The organism is Halorubrum salinum, assembly GCF_024494575.1.
Lineage (GTDB): Archaea > Halobacteriota > Halobacteria > Halobacteriales > Haloferacaceae > Halorubrum > Halorubrum salinum.
The window spans coordinates 947,666-968,355 of sequence record NZ_JANHDO010000001.1 but is presented as its reverse complement, the minus strand read 5'-3'; the positions used below and the strand labels follow the sequence as shown (position 1 = coordinate 968,355).

At 69.8% G+C, this 20,690-nt stretch carries 22 protein-coding genes; 12 read left to right on the top strand and 10 right to left on the bottom strand.

Translation table 11 applies throughout. The features are described 5' to 3' along the window. Positions 1-97 precede the first annotated feature (97 nt). Together NO930_RS05215 and dacZ are read right to left on the bottom strand one after the other, a co-directional pair. A complete protein-coding gene (locus NO930_RS05215) occupies positions 98-886 on the bottom strand; it encodes a mechanosensitive ion channel family protein (protein WP_256402721.1) in 789 nt (262 codons plus the stop codon). A 4-nt stretch (positions 887-890) separates the two neighbouring features. Then, positions 891-1,712: a diadenylate cyclase DacZ gene (dacZ, locus tag NO930_RS05210; protein WP_256402720.1), complete on the bottom strand. Its 822-nt coding sequence runs from the start codon at positions 1,710-1,712 to the stop codon at positions 891-893. Positions 1,713-1,857: 145 nt separating this feature from the next. On the opposite strand from dacZ, the gene NO930_RS05205 reads away from it, so the two are divergent. Continuing rightward, positions 1,858-2,970 (top strand): aldo/keto reductase, encoded by a 1,113-nt coding sequence (locus NO930_RS05205; RefSeq protein ID WP_256402719.1) that lies wholly within the window; start codon positions 1,858-1,860, stop codon positions 2,968-2,970. 136 nt (positions 2,971-3,106) lie between these two features. On the opposite strand, the gene NO930_RS05200 is transcribed toward NO930_RS05205, so the two are convergent. Then, entirely contained in the window at positions 3,107-3,277 is a 171-nt protein-coding gene (locus tag NO930_RS05200) for an HVO_0758 family zinc finger protein (protein WP_196219610.1), read from the bottom strand. A 168-nt stretch (positions 3,278-3,445) separates the two neighbouring features. On the opposite strand from NO930_RS05200, the gene NO930_RS05195 reads away from it, so the two are divergent. The 6 genes from NO930_RS05195 (at position 3,446) to NO930_RS05170 (ending at position 8,190) form a co-directional block, all read left to right on the top strand. Continuing rightward, positions 3,446-4,630 carry an MFS transporter gene (locus NO930_RS05195; protein ID WP_256402718.1) on the top strand — a complete coding sequence of 395 codons (1,185 nt, stop codon included), beginning with the start codon at positions 3,446-3,448 and terminating at the stop codon, positions 4,628-4,630. A 176-nt stretch (positions 4,631-4,806) separates the two neighbouring features. Continuing rightward, complete coding sequence (locus tag NO930_RS05190; protein ID WP_256402717.1) at positions 4,807-6,024, top strand: glycosyltransferase family protein; 1,218 nt, start codon at positions 4,807-4,809, stop codon at positions 6,022-6,024. Beyond that, on the top strand, positions 6,021-6,590 hold the full coding sequence (locus NO930_RS05185; protein ID WP_137784515.1) for a DUF7109 family protein: 570 nt from the start codon (positions 6,021-6,023) through the stop codon (positions 6,588-6,590). The genes NO930_RS05190 and NO930_RS05185 overlap by 4 nt, the downstream gene beginning before the upstream one ends. 80 nt (positions 6,591-6,670) lie before the next feature. Continuing rightward, positions 6,671-7,363, top strand: coding sequence for a hypothetical protein (locus NO930_RS05180; RefSeq protein WP_137784516.1), 693 nt, complete (start codon positions 6,671-6,673; stop codon positions 7,361-7,363). A gap of 24 nt (positions 7,364-7,387) precedes the next feature. Beyond that, entirely contained in the window at positions 7,388-7,804 is a 417-nt protein-coding gene (locus NO930_RS05175) for a JAB/MPN domain protein-containing protein (RefSeq protein WP_256402716.1), read from the top strand. 62 nt (positions 7,805-7,866) lie between these two features. Next, entirely contained in the window at positions 7,867-8,190 is a 324-nt protein-coding gene (locus NO930_RS05170) for a DUF5789 family protein (protein ID WP_137784372.1), read from the top strand. A gap of 23 nt (positions 8,191-8,213) precedes the next feature. On the opposite strand, the gene NO930_RS05165 is transcribed toward NO930_RS05170, so the two are convergent. The 3 genes from NO930_RS05165 to NO930_RS05155 all read right to left on the bottom strand — a co-directional run bounded on the left by NO930_RS05165 (position 8,214) and on the right by NO930_RS05155 (position 11,412). Then, the gene (locus tag NO930_RS05165) at positions 8,214-8,513 is read right to left on the bottom strand and encodes a PRC-barrel domain-containing protein (protein WP_137784373.1); all 300 of its coding nucleotides are present in this window, start codon (positions 8,511-8,513) and stop codon (positions 8,214-8,216) included. Between the two features lie 123 nt (positions 8,514-8,636). Then, positions 8,637-10,871, bottom strand: coding sequence for an LUD domain-containing protein (locus tag NO930_RS05160; protein ID WP_256402715.1), 2,235 nt, complete (start codon positions 10,869-10,871; stop codon positions 8,637-8,639). Then, a complete protein-coding gene (locus NO930_RS05155; RefSeq protein WP_256402714.1) occupies positions 10,864-11,412 on the bottom strand; it encodes an LUD domain-containing protein in 549 nt (182 codons plus the stop codon). The genes NO930_RS05160 and NO930_RS05155 overlap by 8 nt, the downstream gene beginning before the upstream one ends. 160 nt (positions 11,413-11,572) lie before the next feature. On the opposite strand from NO930_RS05155, the gene NO930_RS05150 reads away from it, so the two are divergent. Continuing rightward, a complete protein-coding gene (locus NO930_RS05150) occupies positions 11,573-14,635 on the top strand; it encodes an FAD-binding and (Fe-S)-binding domain-containing protein (protein ID WP_256402713.1) in 3,063 nt (1,020 codons plus the stop codon). A 51-nt stretch (positions 14,636-14,686) separates the two neighbouring features. Here the strand turns inward: NO930_RS05150 and NO930_RS05145 are convergent, their stop codons facing one another. The 3 genes from NO930_RS05145 to NO930_RS05135 form a co-directional block, all read right to left on the bottom strand. After that, complete coding sequence (locus tag NO930_RS05145; protein ID WP_137782695.1) at positions 14,687-14,896, bottom strand: hypothetical protein; 210 nt, start codon at positions 14,894-14,896, stop codon at positions 14,687-14,689. A gap of 37 nt (positions 14,897-14,933) precedes the next feature. After that, entirely contained in the window at positions 14,934-15,986 is a 1,053-nt protein-coding gene (locus tag NO930_RS05140; RefSeq protein WP_256402712.1) for a DUF5787 family protein, read from the bottom strand. A gap of 129 nt (positions 15,987-16,115) precedes the next feature. Further along, positions 16,116-16,562, bottom strand: a complete 447-nt coding sequence (locus NO930_RS05135) for a bis(5'-nucleosyl)-tetraphosphatase (RefSeq protein ID WP_049982929.1) — start codon at positions 16,560-16,562, stop codon at positions 16,116-16,118. A 223-nt stretch (positions 16,563-16,785) separates the two neighbouring features. On the opposite strand from NO930_RS05135, the gene NO930_RS05130 reads away from it, so the two are divergent. The 4 genes from NO930_RS05130 (at position 16,786) to NO930_RS05115 (ending at position 19,268) form a co-directional block, all read left to right on the top strand. After that, positions 16,786-17,118 (top strand): uS10/mL48 family ribosomal protein, encoded by a 333-nt coding sequence (locus NO930_RS05130; RefSeq protein WP_256402711.1) that lies wholly within the window; start codon positions 16,786-16,788, stop codon positions 17,116-17,118. A 154-nt stretch (positions 17,119-17,272) separates the two neighbouring features. Then, a complete protein-coding gene (locus tag NO930_RS05125) occupies positions 17,273-18,553 on the top strand; it encodes an amidohydrolase (protein ID WP_137783650.1) in 1,281 nt (426 codons plus the stop codon). A gap of 81 nt (positions 18,554-18,634) precedes the next feature. Beyond that, positions 18,635-18,913, top strand: coding sequence for a winged helix-turn-helix domain-containing protein (locus NO930_RS05120; protein WP_137783651.1), 279 nt, complete (start codon positions 18,635-18,637; stop codon positions 18,911-18,913). Between the two features lie 52 nt (positions 18,914-18,965). Then, entirely contained in the window at positions 18,966-19,268 is a 303-nt protein-coding gene (locus NO930_RS05115) for a DUF8036 family membrane protein (protein ID WP_137783652.1), read from the top strand. A gap of 36 nt (positions 19,269-19,304) precedes the next feature. On the opposite strand, the gene NO930_RS05110 is transcribed toward NO930_RS05115, so the two are convergent. Continuing rightward, positions 19,305-20,675 carry a geranylgeranyl reductase family protein gene (locus NO930_RS05110; RefSeq protein ID WP_256402710.1) on the bottom strand — a complete coding sequence of 457 codons (1,371 nt, stop codon included), beginning with the start codon at positions 20,673-20,675 and terminating at the stop codon, positions 19,305-19,307. Positions 20,676-20,690 lie beyond the last annotated feature (15 nt).

Here is a 20,690-nt window from a genome sequence, read left to right as displayed (position 1 = left end):
ATACGGTCCGTATGAACGGATCACACGGCACGTCTCGTGACCACCGTCTCGACGCGTCTCGGTTCGCTCCTCGCATCCGGTCGTCTCCTCGCGCCAGTCACTCTCGGATCAGCACGATCCCGTCGCGGAACACGGAGTGATTCGGGAGCACGTGCTCCTCGCCGTCGGCCTCGATGCGCGTGACGAACAGGTCGACCTCTTGGACGATCCCGCGCTCGCCGGCGACGCGGACCTCGTCGCCGACCCCGTACGGCTGTCGCAACAGGAGGAAGACGCCCGCGGCGGCGGATGCGACGAGGTCCTTCGTCGCCAGCGCGGCGAACAACACGATCGCCAGCGCGAACGCCGCCAGCAGCACGACGAGCGCGAGCGTCTGGACGCCGACCTGTCCGAGGGCGACGAGCGCGGCGACGTACACCACGCTGTATTTGACGAGCGGCGGGAACACGCCGAGTTCCGGGAGCTTGATTCCTCGGAGCCGCTCGGCGACGAGCAGTTCCGCCTTGTCGCCGACGACGATCCCGACGATGAGGACGATGACGGCGACGAACACGCGGGGAAGGAAGGCCGCGACGCCGGACCAGAACTGTTCGAGGTAGTTCACGTCGGCGACCGTGAGCGCGACGATGACCGTGACGGCGACGATGAAGTAACTCGACAGTTGCGCGAGGATGTGGACCGTGGAGGTGTCGAACTCGCGGGCGGTCCGCTCGAAGGCGGTCCCCTCGATGACTTCGGGGATCCCGGCTCTCGTCAACAGCCGGCGGTTGATCACGCCGACGACGTACGCCGCGACGAGCCCGAACGCGAGCACGAACAGGGCGAGCCAGAGCCGGTCGGGGACGGCCGCGACCGCCCCGGCGAGCGCGCTCGTGACCGTGGACATCGGTTCAGTACTCCTCCGGGTCGATCTCTAAGACGAGTTCGCCGGCCTTGAACGCTCGCACGAGCCCGTCGGACTCGGAGAGCACGATCGCGGTCGCGTTCGTGTCGCGGGTGATCGCACCGCCGGCCATGTGGCGCGCGCCGAGCCCCTTCGGGATGTCGACGCCCTCCGCGCCCGGTTCGAGGTAGCGGTACGCGGAGACGATCTTCCCGGAGTCGGAGACGACGAACGCGCCGTCGAGCCGCGAGAACTCCTTCAACATCACGTTGACGATGGGGTCGCCGACGTGGACGTGCGACTTCTCGAAGGGGTTGTACGAGAGCGGCCGCGACTTGTTCATCACCTTCCCCGCGTCGCCGACGACGAACAGCGCGCCGACCGGCTTCCCCTTCTGTCCCTTCTTTCCGAGTTCGATGGCGACCTCGAAGACGTCGCGAATGACGCTCGGCTCGGCCCGGGAGTTGACGAACAGGTCGTAGATGCCGGTGTGGATCGTCTCGTCGGCGGTGACGCGGACCACCGCGTCGGAGCCGCCGTCGAACACCGACGCTATGCAGACGACCGCGTCGCCCTCGGCCACGAGGTCGGCGTCCATCGCGCCCTCGATGCCGAACCGGATCCGGTCTTTGACGTTGTCGAAGGGGAGGGGTAACTCGACGAACACCTCGGCGTCGACGTCGTTGTCGGGCGCGACGACGACGACGTCGGGGTCGTCGCCCCCGCCGTCGTCGACGAACCGGTCGTGGAAGGAACTGGTCGGCGAGAACAGCAGCGCGGCGTCCGCGTCCTCGACGAGGTCGGACAGGTGGTCGGTGAGCGAGGCCATTGTTTCACGAACTCTCGGATAACGTATAATCGTTGTGTCGCCGTCTTGCACGCGTCTGACGCCGGATTTCCGGTTCAGAGACCCATCCGAACGGCGACCGACCGCGTGCACGCACCTTATGTCTTCGACGGCCGGACCCACACGCATGGCGACCCGCGAAGCCCTCTGGAACTACCGCGACGCGTTCGGCGACGCCTTCGGCCGGACGTACTTCAGGCGGTTCGGCCCCGGCGTGGCCGCGAGCGTGGGGATCGGGACGTACCTCGGCGAGCCGACGGCCGCGGTCGACGATGCCTCCCGGGCGGCGATCGAACTCGCGCTCCGGTCCGGCGCGAACCACGTCGACACCGCGAGCAACTACCGGGCCGGGCGCGCGGAGCGCGTCGTCGGCGAGGCGGTCCGCCGCTCGCCGACGGACCGAGAGGCGGTCGTCGTGGCGACGAAGGGCGGGTTCCTCCCGTTCGACGGCGAGCGTCCCGACGACCCGGGCGCGTACGTCCGCGAGCGGTTCCTCGATCCGGGTATCGTCGACCGGGCTCACCTCGCGAACGGCGCGCACGCGATCGCACCGGCGTTCCTGTCGTGGTCGCTCGACCGGTCGCTGGAGCGGCTCGGGCTCGACGCGGTCGACTACTTTTACGTGCACAACCCGGAGACGCAGCTCGCGGCCCGCTCCAGAGACGAGGTGTACGACCAGCTGGAGGCCGCCTTCGAGCTGTTGGAGCGGCGGCGAGCCGCGGGGGACGTCGGCGCGTACGGCGTCGCGACGTGGGACGCGTTCCGCGTGCCCGCCGGCGCGGAGGGGTACCTCTCGCTCGCCGAGGTGCTCTCGCGGGCCGAGGCCGCCGGCGCGGCCGTCGGCCCGGACGACGACCACGGCTTCGAGGCGGTCCAACTCCCCTTCAACGTCGCGATGGCCGACGCGTTCACGCGGGCGAACCAGCCGACCCCGCCCGGTTCCGACGCCGACGGTCCGCTCTCGGCGCTCGAATTCGCCCACGAGGCCGGTCTCTCGGTGGTGACGAGCGCGAGCATCGGACAGGGCGACCTCGCGGTCGAGGGCGCGATCCCGGACGACGTCGACGCGACGCTCTCGGGCGAGACGCCGGCTCAACGCGCGCTCAACTTCGCGCGGAGCGCGCCCGGCGTCACGTCGTCGCTCGTCGGAACGGCCGACCTCCGTCACGTCCGCGAGAACGTCGCGGCCGGCACGTTCGATCCGCTCGGCGCGTCGGCGTTCGACGCGGTGTTCGAGTAGATCGCGGCGGTGAAGCTGCGAGACGCGTTCCGGGCTCGAGAGAAAAGCGGTGACGGCGAGGGGAGGGAGAGACCGATTCCCGCCGCAAAGGCGGGGTCGCGATCGGCGGTGACGACCGATCCGGGGACGGGGACCGTTACCGGAGTTCCTTGTACGTCGCTCCGCACTCCGGGCAGACGCGGACCGCGAACACTTCGTCGGGATCGTTCTTCTTTTTCAAGACCATCTCGCACTCGGCGCAGTTGAGCCGCTCGTATGTGTCCTTGAACAGGTCGCCGTCCCGCAGTCCCTTCCGTGTCGATTTCATGAATCCTCGTTGATCGCGTGGCTGTATAAAAACCCCGTACGACGTCGGTCGGACGGTGCGGGCGGTGGCGACCCGTTGCCGCTCGATCGGACGCCCGCGCGTCTCGACCCAGCTCGACGCGTCGCGGCCTTTCGGAACGTTTGTCTCACACCGCGAGAAAGGCCGCTCGTGTCACGGACTCGCCTGTTCGGCTCGCTCTGTGCCCTCGTCTTCCTCGTGAACTTCGCGCGGGTGGTGTTCGCCCCGCTCGTGGGTGAGTTCATCGGCGAGTTCGGGATCGGCGAGGGGACCGCCGGACTCATCGTCACGCTCGCGTGGCTGGGGTCGGCCGCCCCGCGCGTCCCGGCCGGATGGGCGCTCACCCGCATCTCGCGGCAGGTCGTCGTCTGCGTCTCCGGTGCGGTGGTGACGCTCGGCGCGCTCGGCGTCGCGGTGGCCCCCGGTGTGCCGACGCTGATGGTCGCCGCGTTCGCCATCGGCTGCGCCTCGGGCGTCTACTTCGTGGCCGCGAACCCGTTCGTCGCGGAGCTGTTCCCCGACCGCGTCGGTCGGGTGATGGGCGTCCACGGGATGGCGAGCCAGCTCGCCGCGGTCGCCGCCGCGCCAATCGTCACCGTCGCGCTGTGGTACGACTGGCGCGCGGCCTTCTACGGGCTCGCCGCGGTCGCCGCCGCGACCACGCTCGTCTTCGTCGCGCTCGCGAACCGGACCGACCTCCCGGAGGCCGGCGCGCGGGACACGGACTTCCTCGGCGCCGCGCGCGGCGAGTGGAGGCTGATCCTCGCGGGCGTCGTGTTGATGGGCCTCACGAGCTTCGTCTGGCAGGGGCTGTTCAACTTCTACGAGCTGTACATGATCGACAAGGGGCTTCCGACGGCGACCGCGCGCAACCTGCTCACGGTGATCTTCGCCGCCGGCGTCCCCGCGTTCCTCGTCTCCGGCGACCTCGCCGACCGGCTCCCGCACGTCCCGTACCTCCTCGGGATCGTCTCGACGTTCATCGTCGGCGTCGTGTTCGTCGTCTTCGCGTCGGGGGTCGTCACCGTGGTCGCCGCGAGCGTCGTCGTGGGGTTCGCGATCCACATGCTGTTTCCCGCGGGCGACACCTACCTCCTCGCGTCGCTGCCGGACGAGTCGCGGGCCTCGGCGTACGCCGTGTTCTCGGCCGGGATGATGTCCACGCAGGCGGCCGGGTCGTGGGTCGTCGGCGAGGCGATCGAGGCCGGCGTGAGCTACGACGCCGTCTTCCTCGCGCTCGCCGGCGGGCTCGTCGCCCTCGTCGCCGTCTACGCGGTCCTCGATCGAGCGGGCCGCGTGCCGGGCGGCGCGGCCGGCGCGGAGTCGGCGGCCTGAGAGCGACGACCGGAGTCGACCGGCGTCGACCAGTGTCGTCCGAGGCTGACCGGCGTCGACTGAGGCCGACCGGCGTCGACACCGTGTCGCAGGGCGCGGGATCCGGCGTCGACCGGGACCGGAACGCACCGCGGGTATCGCACCTATTTAGGGTGTCGCGCCCCTGTCTCCTTCCAATGGAGTACGTCCAAGAGCGCGTGACGACACTGCACGCGTTGACCGACCACCGGCCGGACGCCCCCACCGGCCGGGCGGCGGTCGTGGTCCCGATGACGGAACGCGAGTACGGGACGCTCGCGGCCGAGCGCGTCCTGACCGCGCTCGAAACCGTCGCGCCGGCCCGCGTGATCGTTCCCCTCCGCGCCCCCGCCGAACGCGTGGCGCCCTTCGTCCGCTGGCTCGACGGGTTCGACGTCGACGTGGAGACGCTCTGGTGTGGCGGCCCCCGTCTCTCTGACCTGCTCCGCGACCACGGGCTCGACGGCAGCCGCGGGAAGGGACGCGACGTGTGGCTCGGGCTCGGCCGCGCGCTCGGTTCGGAGTACGTCGTCGTCCACGACGCCGACACGAAGACGTACTCGCCCGCGTTCGTCGACCGGCTGCTGTTCCCGCTCGCCCGGGGCCACGAGTTCTCGAAGGGGTACTACGCGCGCGTCGAGGACGGGTCGCTGTACGGGCGGCTCTTCCGGCTGTTCTTCCGCCCGCTCGTGCGAGCGATCGCCGACGACGCCGAGGGCGACGAGGAGGTCGTGGCGTACCTCGACGCGTTCCGCTACGCGCTCGCGGGCGAGTTCGCGGCGACGAGCGACCTCGTCTCCCGGCTCCGGCTCCAGCGCGGGTGGGGGTTGGAGGTCGGGACGCTCGGCGAGGCGTTCGAGCACGCCGGATTCGCGGACAGCGCGCAGGTCGACCTCGGGCGGTACGAGCACGACCACCGCTCCGTCGACGGGCCGACCGGGCTCGCGGACATGAGCCGAGCCGTCGGGGCGGCGACGCTCCGGGCCGTCGAGAACGCCGGCGTCTCGGTCGCGTACGACACGCTCGCGAGCCGCTATCGCGAGGCGGCTGCAGACCTGATCCGCGGCTACGAGACCGACGCCGCGTTCAACGGGCTCGCGTTCGACCGGGAGGACGAGCGCGCACAGGTCGAGACGTACGCCGACGCGCTCGCGCCGCCGGGGCCGGACACGCGGCTCCCGGCGTGGAGGGACGCGCCGATATCGCCCGCCGACGTCGCCGAGGCGGCGAGCACCGATATCGCAGACGTCACTGATTCCGCAACGGCCGCTCCCGCCGCGGAACGGGCGACGGCCGAGGACGTACGCCGGCGCCGGAACGGCCATCGAACGCCGGAGGACACCGCACCCGACACAGCTCCGGGTGACGAGACGTGACGGCGGAGGACGCGCCGAGCGTGGCGGCCCGCGACGATCTCGCCGGAGTCGTCGACCTCTTCGAGTGGCTCACGCGCGCGGAACTCTCTCGGGCGCTCGCAGAGCTCGCGTTCAAACAGCGCGCGGCGGTCGACGAGGAGGCCATCGCGGCCGCCATCGACGTCGCCGTCGCGGAGTACGCGCTCGTCCCCGCGCCGCCGGACGCGCTCGCGGAGTCCGGGTCGACGCCGGAGTCGGTTGCGCCGCCGGACGCGAACGACGCCGGTACGACGGTCGATTCGTCGGACCGCGTCGCGCTCGCGGTCGGTCCCGCCGCCTTCCCGTCGCTCCCGCCCGACGCCGAGGACCTCCCGCACATCCTCGACGTGCCGGAGCGGAGCGTCGACCGCGAGGCGCTCTCTACGGCGGTGCTCGATCGGCTCTCCGCGGACGCGGTCGCGGCAATCAAGAGCGGTGACGCCGACCGACTGGAAACGCTCGCGGACGTGACGTACGACGTCGAGGCGTGGGCTGCGGTCGACGCGACCGACATCCGCGAGCGGCTCGTCGCCGAGACGGAGGCGTAGGGACCGCGGCCCGTCGGTTCCTCGACTCCTTCCGCCGGAGACGGGTTGAAAGGGGTTCGGCCCGAACGACGGGTATGGGAATGAAAGCGGACGGCGAGGCCGACCTCCACGAGATCGACAGATACGACGGCGGCGTCGGCTGGATCGCCTATCCGAACGAGACGATGGAGCGCGCGAGCCACGCCGTCGCGGTCTCGAACGACGAGACGGGAGAGAGCGACGTGTGGGTGTTCGACCCGGTCGACGCGCCGGGCGTCGACGACCTCATCGCAGAACTCGGCACCGTCGCCGGCGTCGTCGTCGGGCTCGACCGCCACAAGCGCGACGCGGCGGCGATCGCGAACCGTCACGACGTTCCCGTCTACGTCGCCGACTGGATGACCGGGGTCGCGGACGACCTCGACGCGCCGGTCGAGCGGTTCGGATCTCGGCTGGCCGACACCGGATTCGAGACGTTCCGGGTCCGCGACACCGCCGTGCCGCCGTGGCAGGAGGTCGGGTTCTTCGACGGCGAGACGCTCGTCGTTCCCGAGTCGCTCGGCTCCGCGTCGTACTTCCGGGGCGACCGCGAGCGGCTCGGCGTCCACCCGATGCTCCGGCTCACGCCCCCGACGACGGCGCTGTCCGGACGCGACCCGGACCGCGTGTTAGTCGGTCACGGCGTCGGCGTCCACGAGCGGGCCGCGATCGCGGTCGAGGACGCGCTTTCCGGGTCCAGATGCAAAGCGCCGGGGCTGTACGCGAAGACGCTCCGCGACGCGATCGGTATCTGATCCGATGGCCGGACTCGCCTCGCCGTGATCCACGTCACGCGCGGCCTGTTGACGGTCTTGCTCGACCACGCCGCCGACCGCGACCCGACCGCGACGAACCTCCGCCTCTCGTCGACTCCCGCCGGCGACTTCGAGGAACCCACCGGACTCGATCCGGAGACGCCGGTGCTGACACACTTCACGCCGGCGGGCGTCGGCGGCGCGGTGAACGCCGTGTTCGGCGTCGACCTCGGGACGCCCGTCGGGCGAGGCGGCGCGCGGTTCCTCTCGCATCCGAAGGGGTTTCTCGGCGTCTCGAAGACGGACGACCTCGCCGCGGTCGTGCTCGTCGCCGTCCCGCCGTACGACGACGACGCCGTCGCCGCGTTCGACCGCGCCGGCGACGGGGTCGAACTCGCCGTGCTCGACGCCGCGCCGCCGGAGGAGTCGGTACCCGAGTGAGAAAGCGACCCGCCCGCGAAAGAGCATGGGTTTCAAGCGTTCGGGGCGAGTAAGCCGTCTCGATGGCAGCACGCCCACCCGGCGGCGGATCCTCGGAACCCGAGGCGATCGAGTTCGGGATCGCCGTGCTCGACGCCCGGATCGAGGAAGCTGGCGTGTCGTTCCCCGCGACGAGCGAGGAGATCGTCGGCGCGCTCGACGACCCGGAGATCCCGTACGACGCCGCGGGTCGAACGGTCTCGCTCGCCGCGGTGCTCGACGAGCTTCCTCAGCGTCGGTTCGAGAACGAGACGGAACTCCTCGACGCGGTGTACCCCGTGTTCGACGAGAAGCGGCGGACGAGCGGCGGCGTCTTATCGACCCTTCGCGACGCGTTACCGTTCTGAGACCGTTCGGCCTGAGGGCGTATTCACCGCGGCGGCTGGTCGGCCTCCTCCTCGTCGGACCCTGTGTCGAACCGCTCGATGACGTCGTTGACCAACACCACGTCGCCGACGGCGCGCACCCAGCGGTACGGGACGATAACGCCCGTGTTCCGCTCGACACGCCCCGCGAACAGCTCGTGGTTGAGTTCGGCGAGCGCGAGCCCGGTCACCGCCTGCGCGTCCAGATCGAGGCGCACGTCCTCGATCTCACCGACGAAAACCCCGTTGTTCGAGTAGACCTCACGACCGACGAGCGACGTGATCTCCTGTGGAGCCGCGTTCATATCCGATACGGTCACGAGCGCGCCTAATAAGCGTTCGTTGTCGAACGACGCCCGTCAGACGGTGCGCGCTCGACCGGCGGACCGGCCGAGCGTGTGGCTCGGATCGGGCCGGTGACGGCGGGGTCACTCCCGCGGGGCGACCAGCTGGACCGGGTGCATCGGCGCGTCTCCGAGCAGCGCGTCGATCTGCTCGGTACACGACGTGCCGGCGGCGACGACCGTCCGGTCCGTGTCGCCGAACTGCTCGCGGATGGGTTCGCCCACGTCCATGCTCAGCTCGTAGTAGTCGTGTTTGTAGCCGAAGGAGCCGGCCATCCCGCAGCACTCGGTGTCGGAGGTCCGCACGTCGTAGCCGAGTCGCTCCATCACGGCTGTCGCGTGCTCGCCGACGCCGATCGTCCGGGCCTGACAGTGCGGGTGGTACGCGACGCGCGTCCCGGACGCGACGGGGCCGGTCCCCGCGGTCGGCGCGCGCAGACCGGCCGGGTCGCCGCCGTTCTCCAAGAGTCCGAACAGGTACTCCATCACGTCGTAGCTGGCGTCGGCGAGGCGCTCGTGAGACGCCTCGGGGAGGAACTTCTCGTACTCGCGGCGGAACATCCCGAGGTCGCTCGGCTCGATCACGACCACGTCGCGGCCGGCGTCGACGTGGGTCGCGAGTCCGGCGTACACGTCCTCGGCCTTCGCCGCGGCCGTCGAGACCATACCCTGCGAGAGCGGGGGTCGTCCGCTCCCCGGCAGGTCGGGGACCCTGACGTGCACGTCCATCGCCTCCAACGCGCGCACGGCCGCCTTCCCGCGGTCGACGTCGACGTAGTTGGTCGCGGTGTCCGGGTAGAGCACGGCCTCGCGGCTCGCGTTCTCGGGCGACACCGCGGCCCCGCCGCGGGCCTCGAACCAGTCGACGAGCGACTGGCTCGCGAAGTCGGGGAGGTCGCGTCGGCGGTCGATCCCCGCCACGCGCTCGCCGAGCGCGCGGAGCGGCCCGACGTCGGCGAGGCGGTTCGCTATCGGTGCGGTCCGGCTCCCCCACTTCGCGAGCGTCTCGTAGTTGCCGACGATCCGAGTGCCGAGGTCGAGGCCCGCGGGCTCCTCGTCCGGCACCAGCTCCTCGAACATCCAGTCCGTCTGGCCGGGATCGGCCTCGCCGCGGTTGATCCGGTCACGCACGACCGTGTTGATCCACGGGATGTCGATCTCGACGGGACACGCCGGCACGCAGCGCGAGCAGCCGGTACAGAGGTCGTTGAACTCGGCGGCGGTGTCGAGCCCCTCGATTCCCGCCTCCCAGCCGGTGGCGATGCCGCCGGAGTACGTCTCGCCGCCGAAGGCGTGGCCGCCCACGCTCTGGAAGTTCCCGCAGGAGTTCGAGCAGGCCGAACAGCGGATGCAGTACAGCGTCTCTTTCAGCTCCTCGTCCTCGCGCATCGCCAGCCGGCCGTTGTCGATCAGAACGAGATGGAAGTCGCGGTCGTCGCCGGAGCCGTCGGCGAGCGGCTCGTCGTCGTCTTCGAAGTCCGGGACCGGTGAATCGACCGGCGGCGTGAGCGTCGAGATGTAGGAGGTCACGTCCTGTCCGGTACCCGACCGGCCGATCAGCTCGACGAAGGGGGCGAACTCCTCGGCGCTCGGGACGATCTTCTCGACGCCGGCGACCGCGACGTGGGTATCGGTCGCCGTCACCGTCTTCCGGGCGTTCCCCTCGCTCGTGACGAGCATCATCGTGCCCGAGTCCGCGGCGATGAAGTTCGCGCCCGTCATCCCCACGTCCGCGTCCTCGATCAGCTCGCCGAGCCGCTCGCGGGCGAACATCGTCAGCTCCTCCGCGGTCTCCGGGGGGTCCTCGGGGTCGAACCGCTCTTCGAACAGCTCCGCTATCCCCTCGCGGGACTTGTGGATCGCCGGCGCGACGATGTGCGACGGGGCCTCGTCGGCCACTTGAAGCACCCACTCGCCGAGGTCGGTCTCGACCACGTCGACGCCCTCGGCTTCGAGCGCCTCGTTGACCTCGATCTCCTCGGAGGTCATCGACTTCGATTTCACCAGCCGGTCGGCGTCGCGCTCCTCGGCGGTCAGCTCCGTGATGTACCGGTTCGCGTCGTCGGCGTCGTCGGCGACGTAGACGGTGCCGCCGTTGGCCTCGACGGTCTCTTTCACCTCCTCGATAAGCTCCGGGAGCCGGGCGATCGCGTCCTCCTTTATCGAGCGCGCCTCGCCTTTCAGCTCCTCGTAGTCGTCGAGCCGCGACGTCGACTCGTACCGACCCTCGTTGAACCCGCGGGTGTTCTCTGCGACCGCGTCGCCCTCGGTCGCCATCAGTTCGCGGATCCGGTCGGCCTTCGCGGCGTCGCTACTCATCGCGGTCTCCCCCTTCGGTCCCCGCCGGTCCGCCGTCTTCCGTCTCCCCGTCCTCGCGAAGCAGCACCACGTGGACCTCCTTCGGACCGTGCGCGCCGTGGACGAGCCCGCCCATGTCGGCGGTCGCGCTCGGACCGGTCGCGAACACGACGTCGACGGACCCCTCGCGGGTCTTCGGGCCGAGCCAGTCGAACGCGTCCGGCATGTCGGGAACGAGGTCGCGCTCGCGGAGGACGACGACGTGGCGGTCGACGAAGAGGCTCACCGGCTCCGTGCCGGCGGCGTCGGCCTCGATCGCGACGCTGCCGTACTCCGCGACGCCGAGTTCGGCGTCGGTGACGCCGGTGTGGGCCGCCCGCAGGTCGGCCGTCGTCGGGGCCGTCTCGACCCGGTCGGGAAGCGGGGCGTCCGAGACGCCTACGGCGGGGTCGCCCGCGGCCTCGGCTATCAGATCGCGGCACGCGCTCTCGGGGCCCTCGCTGACGGTGACTCCGAGATCGTCGAGCCGACGTTTGAACGTCGATCGGTCGGCGAGTGACATATCGGACGATTCGGGGGGACGCATATGGGTGTTGTGCCGATCGTTCGTGAGAGTCTCGCCGCGTTCCCCGTCACTCGCCGCGGGCAGGGCCGCCGACAGCGCGCCCGTCACCCTCGCCGACGTCAGGAGGTTTTTGACCGTTCGACCGTGACAGTCTCACATGGCAACCAACACGCCGGACCCGCGGGACGGGGGGAACTTCGATTACACCGGGGGAGCGGTCGATCGGCCGGACCTCGTCGACGCGCTGGACCGCCGGGTCGACGGCGACGTACGGTTCGACGAGTACTCGAAGCGAATGTACGCGACGGACGCCTCGGCGTACGAGGTGACGCCGATCGGCGTGGTCATCCCCGAGTCGACCGCGGACGTCGCCGCGGTCCACGAGTACTGCTTCGAGGAGGGGGTCCCGGTGCTCCCGCGCGGCGGCGGCACGTCGCTCGCGGGGCAGACCGTCAACGAGGCGGTCGTCCTCGATCTCACCGGCGAGATGGACGCGGTTCTCGAGGCGGATCCCGACGCGGCGACGGCGCGGGTGCAGGCCGGGGCGTACGTCGGCGACCTCAACGCCGCCGTCGAGTCGGACGGACTGAAGTTCGCGCCCGACCCGGCGTGGCGCGACAAGTCCGCGGTCGGCGGCGCGATCGGCAACAACTCCACCGGGTCGCACTCGCTGAAGTACGGCAAGACGGACCACTACGTCGAGGAACTGGAGGTCGTGCTCGCGGACGGCACCGTGACGACCTTCGGAGAAGAGCGCGTCTCGGACCTGCGCGAGTCCGCCGACGCCGACAGCGACGACCTCCTCGACCGGATCCACGCCGAGATCGTCCGCATTCTGGACGAGGAGGCCGCGGAGATAGACGAGCGATTCCCGGAGATGAAACGCAACGTCTCCGGCTACAACCTCGACCGGCTGCTCGCGGAGTACCGCGGGGAGTACGGCGAGGAGGGCGTCGTCAACCTCGGTCGGCTCATGGCCGGCAGCGAGGGAACGCTCGCGACGGTCACGGAGGCGACCGTCTCGCTCGTCGAGATCCCCGAGACGAAGGCGGTGGCGCTTCTCACCTACGACGACCTGCTCGACGCGATGGAGGACGTGGCTCCGATCCTCGAACACGACCCCTCGGCGGTCGAGGTGATGGACGACGTGCTTCTCGGACTCGCGGCGGACACGCCCGAGTTCGCCGACGTGGTCGGCATGCTGCCGGACGGAACCGACTCCGTCCTCTTAGTCGAGTTCTACGCCGAGAGCGACGAAGAGGGGCGACAGAAGGTCGCCGATCTGGTCGCCGACCGCGTCGGGCCCGAGGCCGAGGGCGGCCCGGAGACGATCGAGACCCCGGACGACGGAGCCGCCGAGACGACGAGCCAGCCGCGCCGCGCCGTCGACGCGATGGAGGCGCACGACCCCGACGACCGCGAGCGCTTCTGGAAGATGCGCAAGTCCGGGCTCCCGATCCTGCTCTCGCGCACCACGGACGAGAAGCACATCTCCTTCATCGAGGACTGCGCGATCCCGCCGGAGCACCTCCCCGAGTACACCCGCGAGTTCCAGGAGATCCTCGAAGACAACGACACCTTCGCGACGTTCTACGCGCACGCCGGTCCGGGCGTGCTCCACATCCGCCCGCTGATCAACACGAAGAACGTCGAGGAGGTGGACGCGATGGTCGACATCGCGGACCGGGTCACCGACGCCGTCGTCCGGCTCGGCGGGTCGGTGTCGGGCGAGCACGGGGACGGACACGCGCGGACGCAGTGGAACCGGAAGCTCTACGGCGACGACCTGTGGGACGCCTTCCGCGATCTGAAGACCGCGTTCGACCCGGACTGGCTTCTCAACCCCGGGAACGTCTGCGGCGACCACGACATGAGCGAGGACCTGCGATTCGACTCCGAGTACGAGTACGACGCCGAGTTCGACCCCGCTCTGGAGTGGGCGGTCGACAACGGCATGCAGGGGATGGTCGAACTCTGTCACGGCTGCGGCGGCTGTCGGGGGCGACAGGAGACGACCGGCGGCGTGATGTGTCCGACCTACCGCGCCGCAGACGAGGAGATTCAAGCGACGCGCGGGCGCGCCAACATGCTCCGCGGAGCGATGAGCGGAGAGCTTCCGGAGGATCCCACCGACGACGAGTTCGTCACCGAGGTGATGGACCTGTGTGTCGGCTGTAAGGGCTGTAAGGTCGACTGCCCGAGCGGCGTCGACATGGCGAAGCTGAAAGCCGAGGTCGAACACGCCCACCACGAGGAACACGGCGTCGACCTCCGCACCCGTCTTCTGGGGAGCTTCGAGTCGCTCGCCCCGCTCGGGTCGAAGCTCGCGCCGCTGTCGAACCTCCCGAACAAGCTGCCCGGCGCGGGGCTCCTCGGCGAGAAGCTCCTCGGGATCGCCAAGGAACGCGACCTCCCGGCGTTCCGGTCGGAGAGCCTCACCGACTGGTTCGACGCGCGCGGCGGCGCGGGAATCCCGCGAGCCGAGGCCGACCGCGAGGTGTTGTTGTTCCCCGACGTGTACACGACCTACACGAACCCCGGTGCCGGCAAGGCCGCGGTCCGGGTGTTGGAGGCCGCGAACTGCCACGTGCGGATTCCGGACGTCGACGGCAGCGGTCGGCCCCCGCACTCGAAGGGGTTACTAGAGAAGTCGCGAGCGACGGCGAGAGACGCCGTCGAGACGCTCGCGCCCGAGGTTCGAGAGGGGAAAGACGTGGTCGTCGTCGAGCCGACGGACGCCGTCATGCTCCAGTCCGACTATCACGACCTGCTCGACGGCGACGCCAGTTCGGTCCCCGACGCCGACGTGGCGGCCGTCTCGGAGAACACCTACGGAATCATGGAGTACGTCGACGCGCACCGCCTCGACGAGACGATGGGTCTCGACGCGCCCACGGAGGCGCTCACGTACCACGGACACTGTCATCAGAAGGCGACGAAGAAGGACCACCACGCGGTCGGCGTGCTCCGCCGTGCCGGCTACGGCGTCGACCCCCTCGACTCCTCGTGTTGCGGCATGGCCGGGTCGTTCGGCTACGAGGCCGAACACTACTCCATGAGCAAGGCCATCGGCGAGACGCTCTTCGATCAGGTCGACGCGAGCGACGGGGACGAGGTCGTCGCACCCGGTGCCTCCTGTCGGACGCAGCTGAAAGAGCGCGACGCGAGCGCGCCGGAGCCGCCGCACCCGGTCGAGAAGCTGGCTGCGGCGCTGGCGTAGGCGGCGCTGACGCGGGCGCCCCACCGGCGCGCGCTCCGTACCTCGCGACGCTCACTCGGGGAGCCACCGAACGTTCGCGGCGAGGGCGGCGATCAGGTACGAGAACACCGGGAACGTCACGGCGACCACGACGAGGAACACCGGGTCGAACTCGCCCGAACCGTCGGCGAGGAGACCGGTGTACTGGAGGACGGCGAGGGTGGCGACCACGATCACCGTCGTCGTGGCGTACTCGGAGAGCGGCGGGTTCGGGAACCGCATACCTCCGATCGCGTCGATACGCACTTGAATCGTTCCGTCAGGCGTCGCGGTCGGGCTCGGCCGAGCCCCGATCTCCTCCCGCGCCGCCGCGACCGACCGCGTCGTCGCCCGAGATCCCGTCGCGCTCGCGCTCCCGGCGGCGGTCCAGAAGCCACTGAATCCCCTTTCCGGGGCCGCCGCCGATCGGCCACCCCCGCGTTCGCCACTGGGGCGGCTCGGGCGAGAACTGGGGACACGACCCCGAGCACTCCCGCGCGGTCGGGAGCGTTGACTTCGCTGCGCAGTTCGGCACGAGCGCCCTGCCTTCGCGGCGGAGTTCGAAGTGGCGGCAGTCGGGTCGCATCGTGTCGTGGAACGACCGCCACCCCTTCCCGTACGCCCGCTCTGCGATCTCCAGCCGTCGGGTCTCCGCGTCGGGATCGCGGTCGCCGCCGGCCGGCGACAGGTCGCTCGGGTGCCACGCGACGTCACCGCTCGCGCCGTCGACGCCGTCGGAGAAGTCGGTCGCGAGGACGCCGACCTCGACGGGCATCTCGCGCAGCAGGGCGCGCTCGATCCGATCGCCCGTCGTCTCGGTCGCGAGCCAGGCCTCGTCCGCGAGGGAGGTCTCGACGTCGTGTGAGAGCTGGTCGGCGAGCCGATCGGCGGCGGACCGGTCCAGGTCGGGTTTGTTCTCGACCGCGACGATCCGTCGGACCCAGTCCGGGTACGGTCGCTTCCGGCGGGTCTGTATCCGGTTACCGTTCCGGCGCGTCTCGATCAGATTTCGGTCGGCGGCCCGATGGATCGCCTCGCGGACGTAGCGCCACGGGTAGCCGGGATCGGGGAGCGCGTCGCGGTACCACGCCCACTCGGCGGGCGCGTTCCGGACGACGTGGAGGAGGTCCGAGCCGATCGCCCGGTCGCCGAAGGCCCGCCGCGCCGCGAACGCCGCCGGATCGACCTCGATCACCACCGTGTCCCACCGGCGCTCGCGGGTGCCGAGCTGGCGGGAGACGATCACCGGCCGCGGGCCGTCGCCGGGGTGCCACGCCAGTTCGGCGTACCGACAGACGAGGAGCTCGTAGCCGAACTCGGCGTCGGGAGTCACGACTCGGGGCTCGGTGCCGGTCGACAAAAAACGGTCTGCTCGGAGACACCGCCGGCGCTTTGCTCCGGACGAGGACGGGAGAACCGTCTGTGACCCACTGACCGAATCACTCCGGGCGATCGCGCCGTCTCAGATATATTCGTCCGTCTCCTCGTCTTTCCGCTCGTCGAGGTACTCGTGTGCGTCTTCGAGGATGTCACGGGGGCCGTCTTGGGTGATCGTGTTTATCGCCTGGTCGTAGTCGCGCCACTGCAGGTCGCGGTGTTCGTTCGATATCTCGGCGCTCGCCTCGAACGAGCGGGCGATGAACAGGTGAACCGTCTTGTGGATGGTGTTTCCGTTCGCCTCGAACACGTAGTCGTACTCCTTCCGGAAGCCGTCGATCAGCCGGAAATCCTCGATCCCGGCCTCCTCGGAGACCTCTCGTATCGCCGTCTGCTGGAGTTCCTCGTCCCCCTCGACCCCGCCTTTGGGGAACTCCCAGTCCCCCGGACGGCTCTTCAGGAGCAAGTACTCCCGTTCGCCGCGGGTATCGCGGAAGAGGATGGCTCCAGCGCTTGTCGCTTCGACCGTCATTAGCGTCAGGTAAGCAACCACCCCTAAAGAGGGTGTCGGACTCATCAACGCACCGGGCGTTTCAGCCGCCGTCGGCGGATCTGCGCGGCGGGCAGCCGGTGACACGCACCCGTTTTTGTACGCATCCCGGCGGATCGGCCGGAACCGCGCGGGAACGTCGCGGACCGCCGGACAGGTAGGTGCGCTTTTACTCTTCGGGCCACCACACACGCACGACCCCCAGATGACCTTCGTCACGAAACTCTCGTTCGCGTCCGGCGACCGCGACGTGCTCGCAGAGACCGTCCAAGAGCTGAAGTCGACCCTCGAACGCAAGGGCGCGGAGTGTAAGGGCCCCCACGCTACGCCCGCCGAGACGGTTCGCGTCCCCCTCTACAAACGGCTCCGCGCCGGCGACGAGTTCTCGCCGTGGAGCTACGACGTGTACAAGCGCTCGATGGAGATCCACGGCTCGGACGACATCGCGCGCGACGTCGTCGCGCGCGACTTCCCGGACTCGATCCACGTCGAAGTCGAAGTCGACCAGAAGAAGCCGCTCGGACATCGCCGGGACTGATCGGCCTCTCAGACACCCGCCGAAGCGACGCTACCGGACTTCCGGTCACCCGTGACGGAGGCCTGCCGGACGCAGACGGGTCGACGTTTGATCAGGGTACCACGGGCGACATCCTCCTCTGGAATTTAAGCCCCAGCCCCGCGACCGGGTTGGTATGGCAGACCACGGTAGTACCGAGTACCGCGCGCTCCGTCGCGACCTCCATCGCCATCCGGAGCCCGCGTGGTGTGAGTTCTACACGACCGCTCGAATCGTCTCTGCGCTCCGCGAGCGCGACCTGACGGCGCTCCACGTCGGGCCCGACGCGCTCGCGGCCGCCGATCGGATGAACGTCCCCGGCGACGACGAACTCGCCGAGTGGGAAGCGCGAGCCCGCGAGGCGGGTGCGGACCCGGAGGTCGTCGACCACCTGTCCGGCGGGTACACCGGCTGCGTCGCCGTCGCCGAGCGGGGTGACGGTCCCGTGATCGGACTGCGCGTCGACATCGACGCGCTTCCGATCGCCGAGTCCGATTCGCCCGACCACGTCCCGGTGGCCGAGGGGTTCCGCTCCGAGAACGAGGGGTACATGCACGCCTGTGGACACGACGCCCACGCGACGATCGGACTCGCGACGCTCGATGCGGTGCTCGATTCCGACTTCGCGGGCACGCTGAAGGTGTTCTTCCAGCCCGGCGAAGAGCAGGTCGCTGGCGGGAGACCGATGGCCGAATCCGGCCACCTCGACGACGTGGAGTACCTCTTCGCGGTCCACGTCGGCCTCGACCATCCCTCCGGCGAGGTCGTCTGCGGGATCGACGGGTTCCTCGCGGTTCGCCACTTCCGCGCGGAGTTCACGGGCGAGTCGGCCCACGCCGGCGCGCGGCCCGAGGCGGGTCGCAACGCGGTGCAGGCGATGGCGGTCGCGATACAGAACCTCTACGCGATTCCGCGGCACGCGGACGGCCCGACGCGGGTGAACGCCGGCGTCGTCGGCGGCGGCACGGCGACGAACGTCATCCCGGAGGAGTCGTTCATCGAGGGCGAGGTCCGCGGCGCGACGACGGAGCTTGCCGACTACGCGTCCGAACACGCCGACCGGATCCTCACCTCGGCCGCCGCAATGTGCGACTGCGACGTAGAGATCGCCACGAAGGGCGAGGCCCCGAGCGCGAAAAGCGACGGCGCGCTCGCCGACGTCGTCGGATCGGTCGCCGCCGGCGTCGACGGCGTCACGTCCATCCGCGACCGCGGCGACCTCGGCGGCTCCGAGGACGCCACCTACCTGATGCAGCGGGTGCAAGACCGCGGCGGACTCGCCTGTTACGTGGGGATCGGGACCGACCATCCGGGCGGGCACCACACGGGCGAATTCGACGTGGTCGAAGACGACATCTCGGTCGGCGTCGACGTGCTCGCCGGCGCGATCCGACGGGTCGGTGCGGGGGAAATATGAGCCGAAAACCGCTCATGTTCCGACGCCGGTTCTTCTGGGCTGGCGGTAGGTTTAGGCGTCGCGAGCCCCTTCTGTTCGGGTATGGAGGCCGTCCTCTGGTACGTGCTCACCGGGACCCGCGGCGGCCCGAATCGAGTCCGCATTCTCCGGGCGATAGACGAGCGCCCCCGGAACGCGAATCAGCTCGCAGACCGACTCGATCTGGACTACACGACGGTGCGACACCACTTGGACGTGCTCCGCGACCACGACGTGGTGAAACGCACCGGCGACGGCTACGGAACGGTGTACTACCCGACAGAGGGGACACAGCGCCACTGGGACTTAGTCGAGGAGATCGCAGAGGGCAGACCGTTATGATCGGCCCGCCCGCGATCGGAGCGGGGCTCCCGCAGCGGAGGCGACTACCCCGATGCCCTGGATAGACGTCGCGCGGGCCAGCGTCGCGCTCAACGTTGCCATGCTGTTCGCGCTCACGTGGATCTGGGCGCGCAACTACCTCGCGATACGCTCGAAACACGCCGCCGGGCTGGCGGTGTTCGGTGCGCTCCTGCTCGCACAGAACGCGCTTTCGGTGTACATCTACTCGTTCCACCCGGTGTTGTCCGGCTGGTTCGCAACCGACATGCCGCCGCTCGCGTGGCGGGCGGGAGTCGTCGTCCACGTGCTCCAGACGCTCGCGCTCGCGTTCCTGTTATGGGTGACGTGGGACTGAGCGGAACCGCCCCGCTCCGTCCGGCCGCGACCGCCTTCAGTACTTCGCGTCCGCGCCGGTCGTCTCGTACACGCGGTCCATGATCGCGTCGCGCTCGCTGGTCCAGTTCGCCATCGCGGCCGGACTGGTCGGATATGCGTCGTAGTGGTCGAGCAGTTCGTCCGCCAGCGACTTCGTCTGGTAGAAGTTCCGGATGGTCCCCCAGTAGCCGAAGCTCTGGATCGCGGCCTTCACTTTCAGCCCGAACGACATCGACGTCGACCCCTCGTACAGCGCCTCGGCGAGCTTCTCGCCCGGCAGCGACGCGAGAAGCCCCATCAGGTCGTCGACGTCGACCGCGGTCGAGAGGACGTTGTACACGTCGAGACCGGCGTACCGGCCGCCGAAGTGGTCCATGACGCGGGTGTTGTATCGCCAGAGGTTCTCCTCGCTCACGTCGCCGTCGCTTATCGCCTTCACCGCCTGCTCGCCGGCGTACTTGCCCGCGTACGCCGCGCCGGCGATGCCGCCGCCGGTGGTGGGGTTGACGTGGCCCGCCGCGTCGCCGACCGCCATGTACCCCGGCGCGACCGCGGAGTCGTACGGGCGGCGGGTCGGGAGGGCGGCCCCGAGCTTGTCGCGGACCTCCGCGCCCTCGAACTCGGGGCGGTTCCGGAGGTCGCGTTTCAGCGCCTCGACGAGCTGCATCGGCTCCTCGTTCATCTGGAAGCCGAGCCCGACGTTGATCTCGGTCGCGGTCCGCGGGAAGTACCAGAGGTAGCCCGCGGCGCGGTCGGTCGCCTTGAACACCAGCGCGTCGTCCCACTCGACCGGCTCCGGCACCTCGACTATCTCGCGGTAGGCCGAACAGAACTGCGAGTACCGCACGTTCGTGTCGAAGGTGGTCCCCTCGAAGTCGGCTTTGTCCTGAAGCAGCGACAGCGACCCCGCACCGTCGATGACCACGTCCGCCTCGTACGTCCGTTGGTCGCCCTTCCGCTTGGCCCGCAGCCCGGTGACCCGACCGCCCTCGGCTTGAACCACGTCGTTGATGACGGTGTCGTAGTGGAAGTCGACGCCGGCGTTCTCCGCGCCTTCGATGATCCGTCGACCGTACTCCCAGCGGTCGATGACTGCGAGTTCGCCGGGTACGGGGATCTCGAGAACGGTGTCCTCCTGCGGGATCTCGAAGCGCCCGTGGTCGACGCCGGTGTTGGTAAAGGCCGGTTCCAACTGCGATTTCGGGATCGCCTCCGGGAAGGCGTCCGCGCCCTTGAGCGCGTCGCCGCAGGCGATGTGGCCCGCCTCCTCGGCGTCCTTCCGCTCGACGATCACGACGTCGAGCCCCTCGTTCGCGATCGTCGCGGCCGCGTAACAGCCGGCGGTGCCGGCACCCGCCACGACGACGTCGTACTCGTCGATGCTCATACCACGTGCGTGGTC